Origin of the sequence: Mogibacterium kristiansenii (genome assembly GCF_009695905.1) — a bacterium.
Lineage (GTDB): Bacteria > Bacillota > Clostridia > Peptostreptococcales > Anaerovoracaceae > Mogibacterium_A > Mogibacterium_A kristiansenii.
This window is the reverse complement of sequence record NZ_VUNA01000001.1, coordinates 56,388-69,246: the sequence shown is the minus strand read 5'-3', so window position 1 is coordinate 69,246 and position 12,859 is coordinate 56,388. Positions and strand designations below refer to the sequence as shown.

At 40.5% G+C, this 12,859-nt stretch carries 14 protein-coding genes; all 14 read right to left on the bottom strand.

Annotated features, from left to right (window positions below):
• Nucleotide 1: 1 nt before the first annotated feature.
• The gene (locus FYJ65_RS00350) at nt 2–430 is read right to left on the bottom strand and encodes a GNAT family N-acetyltransferase (RefSeq protein ID WP_154553358.1); all 429 of its coding nucleotides are present in this window, start codon (nt 428–430) and stop codon (nt 2–4) included.
• 187 nt (nt 431–617) lie between these two features.
• A complete protein-coding gene (locus tag FYJ65_RS00345; protein ID WP_154553357.1) occupies nt 618–932 on the bottom strand; it encodes a hypothetical protein in 315 nt (104 codons plus the stop codon).
• A 3-nt stretch (nt 933–935) separates the two neighbouring features.
• On the bottom strand, nt 936–1,349 hold the full coding sequence (locus FYJ65_RS00340; protein ID WP_154553356.1) for a hypothetical protein: 414 nt from the start codon (nt 1,347–1,349) through the stop codon (nt 936–938).
• 233 nt (nt 1,350–1,582) lie between these two features.
• Entirely contained in the window at nt 1,583–1,975 is a 393-nt protein-coding gene (locus tag FYJ65_RS00335) for a DUF3842 family protein (protein ID WP_154553355.1), read from the bottom strand.
• Between the two features lie 762 nt (nt 1,976–2,737).
• Nucleotides 2,738–3,814, bottom strand: a complete 1,077-nt coding sequence (locus tag FYJ65_RS00330) for an MATE family efflux transporter (RefSeq protein WP_331469423.1) — start codon at nt 3,812–3,814, stop codon at nt 2,738–2,740.
• A gap of 19 nt (nt 3,815–3,833) precedes the next feature.
• Nucleotides 3,834–5,174, bottom strand: a complete 1,341-nt coding sequence (locus FYJ65_RS00325; RefSeq protein WP_154553354.1) for an MATE family efflux transporter — start codon at nt 5,172–5,174, stop codon at nt 3,834–3,836.
• Complete coding sequence (locus tag FYJ65_RS00320) at nt 5,161–5,448, bottom strand: nitroreductase family protein (protein ID WP_154553353.1); 288 nt, start codon at nt 5,446–5,448, stop codon at nt 5,161–5,163. Before FYJ65_RS00320 ends, FYJ65_RS00325 begins: the two co-directional genes overlap by 14 nt.
• A gap of 296 nt (nt 5,449–5,744) precedes the next feature.
• On the bottom strand, nt 5,745–6,473 hold the full coding sequence (locus FYJ65_RS00315; protein WP_235898142.1) for a DUF5714 domain-containing protein: 729 nt from the start codon (nt 6,471–6,473) through the stop codon (nt 5,745–5,747).
• Nucleotides 6,474–6,885: 412 nt separating this feature from the next.
• Nucleotides 6,886–8,589, bottom strand: a complete 1,704-nt coding sequence (locus FYJ65_RS00310; RefSeq protein WP_154553352.1) for a recombinase family protein — start codon at nt 8,587–8,589, stop codon at nt 6,886–6,888.
• Complete coding sequence (locus tag FYJ65_RS09570; protein ID WP_154553351.1) at nt 8,582–10,522, bottom strand: recombinase family protein; 1,941 nt, start codon at nt 10,520–10,522, stop codon at nt 8,582–8,584. Before FYJ65_RS09570 ends, FYJ65_RS00310 begins: the two co-directional genes overlap by 8 nt.
• A 131-nt stretch (nt 10,523–10,653) precedes the next feature.
• Entirely contained in the window at nt 10,654–10,833 is a 180-nt protein-coding gene (locus FYJ65_RS00300) for a hypothetical protein (RefSeq protein ID WP_154553350.1), read from the bottom strand.
• Between the two features lie 92 nt (nt 10,834–10,925).
• Nucleotides 10,926–11,681, bottom strand: a complete 756-nt coding sequence (locus FYJ65_RS00295) for a hypothetical protein (protein WP_206157226.1) — start codon at nt 11,679–11,681, stop codon at nt 10,926–10,928.
• Between the two features lie 51 nt (nt 11,682–11,732).
• Nucleotides 11,733–12,389, bottom strand: coding sequence for a hypothetical protein (locus FYJ65_RS00290; protein ID WP_154553348.1), 657 nt, complete (start codon nt 12,387–12,389; stop codon nt 11,733–11,735).
• A 13-nt stretch (nt 12,390–12,402) separates the two neighbouring features.
• Nucleotides 12,403–12,855, bottom strand: coding sequence for a hypothetical protein (locus tag FYJ65_RS00285; RefSeq protein ID WP_154553347.1), 453 nt, complete (start codon nt 12,853–12,855; stop codon nt 12,403–12,405).
• Nucleotides 12,856–12,859 lie beyond the last annotated feature (4 nt).

Sequence of the window (12,859 nt, the reverse complement as noted above, 5' to 3'; positions counted from 1 at the left end):
TTTAGCGCTTCCATACCATTGTAAATTCCTTTTCTCCCGTATTATCATCTACACATTCAGATAGGATGCTAAATTCTTCTCGTAGATAAAATTGAATTGCTCGCTCATTTTTTTGATAAACGTTCAATTTTAGAGTAGCCCTGATTTTCTTCACCTGATCCAATAACTGTTTTCCGATTCCCTTTGACTGTGCTACATCTTTTATAAAGATTCCTTCAATATAGTCGTTATTTAATCCAATAAATCCATCTATTTGATTTGCATTGTCAACTTCATGTACATATATTTCTGCAAGTGGCATCATTTCTTTTACCATATCGAAGTTGCTTTTCCAGTAATCTAGAGATATAAAACTGTGTGCCTGAATATTCGTATTCAGCCATATTTGCATTACTGCATCTATATCGCCATCAACGTATTTCCTAATCATTTCATCGTCTCCACAAATTCCGATTTGTCGATTTCTATATTCCCTTAACTTTAATGTTTCAGGACACAAAAGTCAATCAAACTTGTGTGAATAAAATATGATGATTCAAGTTCATTCCGTTTCCGTTTGAACCCAAAATACGACAATAGCGGTTCTGCATTGCAACAGAACCGCTCGGCCATATCACTTATTTCTTCTTGAACAACGCCGCTTTCACAACGCCCTTCGGATCTTTCAATAACAGGATAACTAACCAGATGATGAGCCCAAGAGCTGCAACCGACAGACCCAGATAAAAATCGTTCAACATATCCACAGGAGCAGGGGTAAAGTACTCCGCACCAAGTTCTGCATACTCAAAAATGGCATCCACCAGCCACATCAGAGATGCCCCCCAATACATCCAGCAAAGAGTACCAACTTTCATTTCACTTTGGGGAGCGCCCTTATACCAGACGACCGTAGCAATTATTGCTGCAAAAACCGTTGTCAGTAATGTCATACTCTACATTCCCTCCTTTACGAGCTTGCAATCCCGTATCGCTCTTTTTTCCATAAAAGAAGAAACAGCAAGCATACCGCACCATACAGCTGTAACCAGTACCGCCATCATAACGCCTGCGCTACCCATTTCTGCCAGCATATCCGCGGTTTCGCCATTTTCAACTGCCGTTAGGAACGGGAAAAACGGTACCACTTCGCCGTGCCACAGGTGTTCAAATGCCAGCAACGCAGAACCGCCCCAGAGCAGTTTGTTCAGCCAGCCAAGCTTCGTGGAAAACTTAATTCTCGTTGCTTCCTGAACAGAGCCGTCCGGAAGAGTGAGCTTTACCGATTCTTCTTTTTCCTTGGACTGGATCACCTTTGCAGCAACCGTTGTGATAATAGCTTCCGTAGCCGGAACAAGAAAACATGCCATAATTATACCTCCTAATTTTCACAGATGTTTCTACGCCAAACAAAAAAGAAGGCGTACCGCCCCTCTTCAGAGGAGCCGTATACCTTCTTGTGTATACATCATCGTCATCTGTTATTCTTTTTGAATGTTTTATCATCGGACGCTTCTGCATCACTACTCAACTTCCTGTATGAGTATATAGTAATTTTACCACTGTATAATAAGAAGCGCAAGAATCTGCGGTTAGAATATTGTTATATTTCCTTCAGAACTTCTTCTATTAAATTTCCGACAGACAGGTGTGAAACCCCGACAATGGTATTATCGCAATGATTCACAGGAATCAACAGCCGTTTTGCTCTGCTTTGCCCAACAGCTACCGCCATCGTTGGAGTCACTTCGCCAAACATTGCATCGGCAATAACAATACCAATCGGTCCAATAATTACGTCGGCGGTCCGGCATCCAACAACAACTGCATTTTCTCCGGTCGCCGCATGATCGGCGCCGGCTTTCAGCATCGCCGTTGTGGCCGTACTGTTTGTTCCAACTGCCGTAATTTCTATATGCGGCTGTTTGTGCTTAATCGCGGCGACTACTTGTTTTCCGATTCCGCCGCCCTGAGCGTCAATTACTAATACTTTCATTCAATATTTCCTCCAAACTGTCGATGGCTTGCTATTTCATTTCCGCAATTTAAACATTTCACTATCGTTCACCTTCTTTTTTCAGGCAGGGAGATTTTATCTCCCCGCCTCATAAATCTTGTTCGTTTAGAAAAGTTGTCCCAGTTGCGTAAGTTTCTCTTTGTATGGAAAACCCTTATCAAATTCGTCAGCTTTTGCTTCATCTACAAAATATCCTGCAGGTGTTTCATACTCTCCGGTTATGCCATCTAAATAACCCGGAATCAACTCCTTGCATCAGCCTTGATTACCGCTTTCATGAAAATGTTCTGTCCAATCAGCTTTCCATTAAGCTCCATCACATAATCCAGTTCTGCAGTCCGGATTATTTCGCAACTGATTCAGAACAAAATACTCCAGACAACCGGGGCGGTACACATTCCAAAATGATTCTCTTACTAGGTTTTCTACTTCTCGGTATTCTTCTTTATTCCTGCGGGAGGTTGTGTGTGACTGTATCCGCAACCTCCCGGTTACGCTACAATCTCCATTGTGTTGTACTTGATCAAAAAGCACTCTCCTTAAAATTAATACTTATATTTAAGCCTCAATGTGTTCAGAAATTTATCAAAACTAATTTATCACATTTACAATGTGAAGTCCATGCTCAACGGTCATAGCGAAACTTGAACAGTGCAGCGATTAGTTGCTGCTTCACATAGCCGTCAATCTCGGTCATGGAAATTCCCCCTCTCTGAATAATAGTGCGGGGCAAAGCAACGTTCATTTTACTGTTGACTGGCTCAGCCGACTTTGTGCTATTGCCTTGTAGTAAACACAAATAGAAATGATTGCTGTAATCGCTTCCGTGATCCAAAACGCATTCCAGACGCCAACCGCTCCGAAAATCCTGCTGAGTAAAAACGCAGTTGGGATGATAACCACAACATACCGGCAAAGTGAAATCAGTAATGAAGGAGTGCCTTTTCCAAGTCCCTCCAGTGCGCCGGAAGATGTAACGGAAACCGCCGAGACGATAAAACCGGCACCGATGATACGCAGGGCTGTTTCCCCGGTCTGGATTGTCGCTTCTGAGTGGGTAAACAGCCCAATAAGCTGGCCGGGGATTAGCAGACATATTACTGTCCCAATCACCATAATGATACCGCTCATGCACAAGACGATTTTATAGATCTGGCTGACTCTTTTGTTCTCCCCCGCACCGTAGTTATAGCCGATTAATGGGCGCATCCCCTGAACAATGCCATTGGCCGGAAGATAGATGAATGTCTGCAATTTGTAATAGATTCCCAAAATCAGAATATACACTTCGGAATATGCCGCCAAAATAGCATTGAGCGCCGAAATCAAAAGAGATGAGAGCGCAAGCGTCAAGGCCTGCCCGATGCCGGTTGCCAGTGCGGCGCCTTCGATTCCCATTTCAGGGAATGGACCATAGCCAAAAATCAAAACGGGGTCTAAGACAATGTTTGTTATACACCCACACATCAAGCTGATCATGGTTGTTTTCATGTTTCCTACAGCTTGGAATAGTTTCTCGAATGTAACACCAACAATGATAATCAATGTAAAAGCGAACGCAATAACAGAATAGCGGACGCCAAGTTCAATCACTGCGTTGATTCCAACGCCAAATCCAATTCCAACAGCATTGATAAAATTTTGAACCGGGTAAACCAGTGATAATGCCGTCATAGCTTCCTCGCCAATCTGCGCGACGAAAAAGCTGTCGATAATGTTGTATAGAGAATTAACCAGCATGGATAAAACCATAGGCAGGGCCATGGATAAAATCAGCGGCAATACCGGTTTTTCTTTCATAAAAGTATCGTTCATCATTTCTCCTCCTTGGAACGTGTTATAAGCTATTTTTGTGGCGATGCCATGCCATTAGTACGAGAGCAATGAGCATAGTGGCGGTTTCCGCAACAGGAAATGCAAGCCAGATTCCGTTCAGTTGGAATAATTTGTCCAGACACCATAAGGCAGGAAGAAGGAAAAGCAGTTGTCTGCATAATTGAATCGCCATGCTGGAACCTACTTTTTCTGTCGCCTGAAAATAGGTGGAAATCATGGTAGAGAGGCCGCAAAACAGATAGCTTGCCGCCATAATTCGCATAGCGGATATTCCAAAGGAGCGCATGGCTTCCGACGCTGTAAATAATTCCAAAAGCTGCGCCGGAAAGAAGTTGACGGTCAATGTTCCCAGTATCATCATACCGGAGACCAAAGCGATTCCGTATCGGAAAGCGGAATGCAGCCTATCTCTGTTTCCCGCACCGTAGTTAAACCGCATAATAGGCAAACAGCCCTGAATCAAGCCGTTTACTGTCATAACGATTAGCTGCTGCACCTTAAAATACGCACCAAAGAATGCAATCGCCGTATCGGAATACGCCACCAGAAACAGATTGACGAATGTCACCATAAACGAACTGAGGGCATTCATAATGAAAGATGGTAAGCCAAGGGCGAATATACGGGCAATCATCCACTTTTGTATATGAAATTCTTTGATCTTTATCCGCACTTTTTGCTTTTTCCCCAGCAGCAAGGCAAATGCCAAAATCATGGATAACAAATAGCCCGCAACAGTAGCCACCGCAGCGCCACGGATTCCCATAGCTGGAAAAACACCAATACCAAAAATTAGAAGTGGGTCAAATACAAAATTAACGACCACTCCTGCAATCTGGAACCACATAGGAGCAATCATGTTCCCAGTAGCCTGTATCATCTTCTGGATTGCGATATGCACCATGTTGGGAATTTGCATGAACGAACATACGCTCATATAGGCAAGACTCAAATGATAAATTTCTTCGTTATTGGTGAATGCTCCAAAGTAGGGTTTCATAATCAGTAATGACAGAAGATTGAGCAAAGCACCAATTCCAAAGGCCAGTAGCAATCCATGTGTGACGGTAGTATTTGCCTCATTCTGCTTTCTCTGTCCAAGATACCCTGCAATCAGTACATTCACGCCAACGCCAATCCAGATAGATGTCGCATTCATCAAAGTTGTAATGGGAAACGACAGGGAAACAGCCGTTAAAGCATTTTCACTCAACCGCGCTACAAACGCGCTGTCTATCAGATTATAGGAATATTGCATAAACATGGAAATCAGTGGCGGTATTGACATTTGCCAGATGAGTTTTCCAACTGGCGTAACCGCCATTTTGTTATTGGTCTGCATGCTTTCCCTCTTCTCCACAAATTGTCCGAACGATATAGTTTTGTTTGCGTGCTGCGGGCTGACCGGATTCCTGAGCCGGATAGCCCAATGCAATCGCCCGCCTATATTTGGGGTCTGTAATTGCAATGATGGTTGGAGATTGATGTCCTTCGCCGGTAGGAGCGTAAGTCCCTGCTTCCAGTACAGCGTCCATAGCCTTGGAAGGGACAGGTTCCGATTTATAAGCCCGTACACTACGGCGCGTCTTGGTAAGAGACAAAAAAATTTTCTCCATACAGATATAGTCCTCCATTCTGCTAATACTTCCGAGATACAGGCAACAAAAAAGCCACACAACTATCACAAGATAGCTGTGTGGCAAAAAGATGACAGAATCCGGAAAAGTCCACTAAAATTTTGCGATTATTATTATAGCGAATTTGAAGGAGACTGTCAAGCAGCAATCATTAGAAAGGGAGGTATAACCTCATGATTTATGTCGGCATTGATATTGCCAAACACAACCACACTGATAAGGAAATTCAAATTTTTGCTTATTTTATACTTGACTTTTCATAGCGGGTCTCCGATTTACATATTACGAAACGGACACCGGTTTCCGATGCATTGGTTGTTTTGTTTATAATGACTACATTGAATATCTGATGCGTCCATTTCGATACCAAAATGTTCTTTTACATACTCAATTGCAACTAGAATAGACAGATACGAATCCCGTTTACAACATCGCGGTCCACCAATCGATCCGATTGCGTCAAGCGCTTTCGATGTCATTTTGTTTGCAAGTCCCCATGATTCTGTAGACAACGGAGTAGAACCGGAGATAATTGATACAAACATACCGGCACTGATTCCGGCTCCACATGCTCCCCAGAATCCACATGCTCCACCCGGAACAGCTTTTCCTCTATGCATCATTTCAATCAGGGCATCCTTAAGTTCTATATTTCCACCGGCATTTTTATACGCAGTGAGCAACGCTGCCCCAACCATAACATGATGCTCCGGTCCATGCATATGACAAAATGAAGCATTCATCATGGTCCGAATGATTTCAATTGGATTTTGAGACGGTTCCTTCAAGCACATGGAGATAATGACATCCATTCCCTTTGTGTGACAATCATTACACACGTAATGTCCATTCTGACATCGGGTTTTACTGAATTCTTTTTTATGACAAAGCACACATTCCATCAGTTCATCTTTCTCAAGATAAACAAGCGGAGCTTCACATACAATACATTCTTCATTGCACTTTTCTTCTTTTTTTGAATTCAACATAATTAGGTCTTTCATATTCGATATATCGGCAAATTCCGATTTGTAACTCGGTTAAAAGCATAGTAGCACACGTACTCGACAAAGATCTATTCATCAATCAGCAATCACAGAAAAAGCAAAGGACATTTATATAGAGTAAAGTATATCACAGGAAGCACGTCAAATTACAGTAATCCAGTGGCAAAACATAAAAACAAGGGCTCCGAAGTATCGATGACTCATACATCAATACTCCGAAGCCTGTCGCTCGCCGTCATCGGGTCTCTCTGGCAACGTATAGCTCTATCGATTCAAGCTTCGCTAACGCTCGCTTTCATCGGAGCTATATCTTTCGCAGGAGACAGCATGTCGCAGTAGGCCGCGGCCAATCACCCTTCGCCTCCGGCTCGGCTTCTTGGGCGTCCCTTGCGGACTGCGTCTCAGCTGCTCAAGCGTCGACTTCGTCTCGCTTTCGCAGGAGACAGCATGTCTCGACGTTCAGTTCATTGAGCAACCGAATTTGATCACCCTCACTACCTTCATAATATATCGGAAACCTTAAATCAATATGCTTTAAGATGCGTCCGCTTTCCGTTCTCTCCGGAAGGATTTCAATTGCATCAATGAAATTTCTCATGAACTCCTTCTTTTCGAGATCCGTCATTTCATAATAAATTTTATCAAAGTTCTTTAATACCTGGTACAAATATTCTGCAGTAACCTGTTCACCATATACACCTGCAATCTTTTCTTCGATATCGGCAATAGCATCCTCAATCTCTGAAATCTTATCATACAGATTATCCAATCTGTCCTGCATGTCCTGATACTTTCTATCATAGTGCTTGTCTTCTACATCCAGCTTATCGAGCATTGCAGTAAGCTTATTCTTTGCACCAATAGCCTGACGAAGTTGTGCTCTGTATTGTTCCTTCTCATTTTCAAGAGCACTTACATCCACCTTTTCGCCAAGCTTCTTTGCTATTGCTTCACTGTATCCAGGGCTGCTTGTCATCCTCAGTATTACTTCTTCAACAGCTTTGTTAATCTCGTCCTGGTTAAGCGATAGCCTAAAATTACAGAAATGCTCTTCGTCTATCTTCTTTCGATGCAAACATCTATAATAGAAGTCATCCTTATAATCACCAGTCTTCTTATTTTTTCGCCTTCTTACTGTACCAGCCATTCCTGTTCCACAGATAGGACACTTAAGTAATCCCGAAAGAATATGTTCATGTTCAAGGCTATGAGTCTTATTCCACTTAACACCAGTCTCTTTCCTCTTCTTCTGAGCAGCTTCCCAAGTGTCGTTATCGATAATGGCTTCGTGGTTACCATCAGCAATCAAATAATCATCCTGAACAACTCTTCGATACTGGTCTCTGGTTCCCTTCACCTTTTCAGTTGCACTCTTACCGTAAGCAATCTTTCCAATATATACAGGATTATCAAGAATACCTCTGATTAGTCCTCTTGCAAAGTGGCTGACCTCATGCTCTCTCACTCTCTTTTTAGAGTACCCATGCTGATTGAGATAATTTGCAATAGAATCAGCTCCCATATCAGAATGAACAAACTTATCAAAAATAATCCTTACAATCTCAGCCTCTTCAGGAACAACAATTAAAGTACTGTTCTCTGTATCAAGCTCATATCCAAACGGAGCCTGACCACCATTCCATTTGCCCTCTCTTGCTTTCTGCTTACGTCCTTCCATAGTCTGAACAAGAATGTTCTCTCTTTCTATTTCGGCAACCGCAGATAAAACTGTGATAGTAAGCTTACCGGAATCCTTTGATGAATCAATGCCGTCTTCCACACAGATGAGGTTTACACCAAAATCTTGTATATACTGAAGAGAGTTAAGTACATCTGCCGCATTCCTGCCAAATCGAGAAAGTTTAAACACTAATATGTAATCCACACCATCTCGATCATCAGCAACATCTTGAAGCATCTGTGCAAATTCAGGTCTTCCTGTAATATTCTTACCAGATTTACCTGCATCACAGTATTCTCTAACTACTTCTAGATTTTGAAAGTCTGCAAACTTATTTAGCCTTTCCTTCTGAGCTTCCAGACTATATCCTTCTACCTGCATGGCAGTAGATACTCTCATATAAATATAACATTTCTGTTTTTTCTTACTCATCTGCTGCCTCCTCTCTATACTCTACTGTATCTTCCAACATTCTAAACGCCTTAAGCGCATCAATAATAGCCAGTTCTTTTTCTTTCGGACATTTGGGAACGTGCTTTTTGGGATCAGCTGGTTTATTGAATGCTTCTCCAACATCAATTCCATATTTACGCTTTATCTGTGCAATGTATAAAGATGAAACCTTAAGACCTGTATTCTCCAATACATATGCTCTCAGCTGTGCGTATGTGGCTTTTGCTTCTGCAACAGTAGGTTGAAGTTCTCCGCAATCAATCGTGAAAAAGATTTCATCATCCGGAGTTTCACCAGCAGTTGCCTTATCTACAAATGCTGATATTTCATCATCATCGCCATAAAATACCGGGAATCTAAAAGTGATGCTCTTTACAACCTTACCATCAGGGCGATTCTCTGGGTACAAATCAATTCTGTTTATGAACAGACGATACATTTCTCTTCTTTCAAAACAATCCATTTCTTGATATAGTCTAGGAAAAGTTTGAAGAAGCATTTTTACGTTTTCCGTTCCCTGAATACCCTTCTTAAGAGCAGCCATCTTTTTCTTACACTTGCTAATCTTATGTTCAATTTCTTCTATCTGATCGTAAGTCTCATCGATTTTTGTCTGCATAGTCTCATACTGCAGGTCGTAATCATCAGCTAGGATATCGAGAGCATCCAATTCATTTCCAAGCTTGTATTTCAAATGTTCCTGAAAGTGTAATTGCTTTCTCAATTCCTTCATTTCTGCTTCATAGCTTTCCAGTGTAGGCTTATCTCCAACTGAAGCATCCACTGCTTCTCTAAACTGAGGCATAGTATGCAAATTGCTTACGATCTCATAAATTGCACTATCGACTTTTTCTTGATTATAGGTATGTTTGAAGGAACAAGTTCTTCCTTCTGCTTTCCTATAATTTCTGCAGGAATAATAATGAAGTGTCTTATAATAGCCCCCTTTGTTCTTGTTAATGCTCTTATTCTTCATATGAACAAGACCACCTCCACAGGCAGGGCATTTAGCTAAACCACATAACAGGCTAATTCTATCAAGATCTTCTGTTTTTTCTCCCCAAGATGATAATTCTTCTCTTTTCTCCTGAACCAATTGCCACTGTTCTTCTGAGACTATCGCCTCATGCTTACCCTCAACACATATAGGTTCTTTTGGCTTTATGTTCGGTCCTTTCAAATTAGTTCTACGATTAAACATCAATTTGCCACAGTAAAATGGATTCTTTAAAATACCCTTTACAAAATCTGATGTAAAAGCTTTTTCTTGTCCTTTGACCGTTCTCCGATAACCATTATCATTCAGCCATCTAACAACTGCATTGGCCTTCATATCATCCTGCAAATACATGTCATAAATCAGCTTTACAATCCTTGCCTCTTCCTCATTGATGAAGAGTTCTTGATTATCTTTTTGATACCCAAAAGGAACTGGTCCACCTGGCCATCCGCCATCAAGCACCTTCTGCATTCTACCTGCCATAAATTGAACATTGATATTTTCACGCTCAATTTCAGCCACTGCAGATAATATTGCCAAAGTAAGTCTTCCGCCCTGAGTAGAACTGTCTATTGCATCCTCTACGCAAACCAAATCCACATCATAATCTGTGAGAAGTTGTAATGATTTCAAGATATCCGCTGCATTTCTTCCAAATCTCGAAAGCTTAAATACTAAGACATATGAGATGTCATCCTTCTCACTGGAAATATCATCAAGCATTTTCATGAATGAAGGTCTTCCCTTAATACTCTTTCCAGATTTACCTGCATCACAATATTCACCAACAATTTTTAAGCCTTTATATTCTGCATATTGATGAAGCTTTTCCTGTTGAGCTTCTAGGCTGTACCCCTCTATCTGAGCCGCCGTAGACACTCTTGTGTATATATAACATTTTTTCTTTGCCACTTTATCATCTCTTTTCGGTTGCTCATTGGTTGTTCGTATTACTGTTAGGATTAAATAATAACTCCAAAGTACGAATTTGTCAATATAAAATAAGCGCTGATTACTTACTATTTAGTAACCAACGCTATCCATCACTCAACTTGTTTCGGTTGCTCAGGCTGTTCATTGCTCTCCGCCGCAATATCATCGAGTATCTTTTTCCCATACTTTTGAATCATACGAGCCATAAACTCCGCACATCGTTCCATATTCAACTCAGCCTCCCGGCTCATCTTAATTTTCTTTGCAACATCAGTACTGATTTCCTGCATATCCAAAACCTCCAGAATTTGTTCTTCTAAAGGTCTTGGTTCCCAAATATGCAGTTTTCCGATTTTTTAGTGATTTTATTACAGAAAATATTTTAAGACAAAATATTGTTTCTTGAGATTAATGCCTGCTGATAAATGTTGACTATTCCATAGTAATTTAATAATGCTGGATATCGATTTGCTGGATGATAATAGTCGATAAATAATCTCTCCCTTTTTCCTATAGCATCCGAATAATAAAACCAATTATCGCATTCACCTTTTTTACATGGATTTCCCATTATCCTATTGATGTCACCAAATGTAGCTCCACATATAATAATATCTGGATTTATAATTTCAATCTGTCTTATTATTTCTTTACTATCATAATCTGCATATGCAGAGATTTCTCCATAATGAGACTGAGAGTCTCCACCGCTCTTCTTTATGTTTAGTACGGCAATTTCATTTAACCACTGATTTGGTTTTTCAAAAGATATTTTTCCCGGCTCATATCTGGCAATTCTCTCCACTGTAGTATTGGTTAATCCATATGTCCATTCCACAATTCTGTGCCAAATCGCGGACCACGGTGCATGAACTCTAACCTCATCAGCCAAAGACCAATCATTTTCGCCACCATATGCTTCTTTTAGAACAAAAAGTATATGCTTTCCTTTTGACCTATTATTCCATATTTCAGGATTTATTATCCCATCTGCAATAAAAACGTTCTTGTGATTTATTGTGAATTCAATCTTTTTGTTTCCTTCATAATATTCAGCATTATAAACGTCTTTTGTTTTCCATAATTTAAACAATTCTTCTTCTGTCATACAAGCGTTGATTTCATCTGAACTGTACATAAAATCCCCTATTAAAACGGGAAGCAACAAACGTCACTTCCCTCATCTTGCTCACTCACGTACTAATGTATAAGTATTGTTACCACCTTGATCCACGCCGTTAAAATATGTCGTGTGATTCATATCATAATAAACAGCGTATGTTATTCCGCCACCGCCATCTCTAGTTCCAACAACTTGAACTTCTCCAACTGTAGGCACTGTGAATGTAACAGGCTTATTTTTTATCATGAATGGCTCTCCTAAAGATGTTCCATTTACAATTACTTCAACATAATCTCCATCTTCAGCTGCATAATCCCAAACATATAATGTTGTTTCATCGGCATTTGAATTATGGGTTATCGTCAAATCTCCACCCACATAATTATCATCTGATGACATAAGCTTGGTTCCTGCTGCCAATGAGGTTGACATATGAGATTCCAAGGCTACAGCGGCATCATCACTAGTATCTACTGATTTACTAGTACTCATAGTTCCATAAGCAATGATTCCTGCTATTGCAACCCCCAACAATATCCATGCACCTTTCTTTATTCGTTTGGTAAATGGAGATATGCCTGCTGTAGGATTATCATATGTTTCTTGTCCAATTTCAGGGATATATTCTCTAGTATCATCCAATGGCTTAAATTGATTTGAGTTGGCTCCCTGTGGAACACCATTAGCTTGCTGTTTTTTTTCTTCTTCACGAATTTCATTCATAATGATGTCCCTCCTACTCAACTCTGTCATATTTATGCAAAACCATCGGATTTTTCTTTAGATAAATACACATCAATACTCTACACACAATTACCTGTATAATCATAATAACAATTGCAACCACATGTCTTGGTGTACTTATAACCTCAAATCCTTTTGCCAATATAGTTTCTGCTATTGAGAGAATTCCCAAATGCATTGTAAGCATCATGCTCAACGGATACAGCCAAGGTAACTTATAATAGCATCTACGGAATGCTGGAACCCATCCTGTTATTGCAAACACAAAACCGGCGATAAATAAAAATGCAAACCCTATAGTAGATGTTGTGAATCCTGTCTTTAGCATACCTACAATATCCATAAAGAAAATCATTATATTACCAATAAACAAGAAAAGGACTGTCCATATCAATACACCAAAGAACCATAAGATTGCCAAAATGTTTGAAATTACATTTTTCATGTTC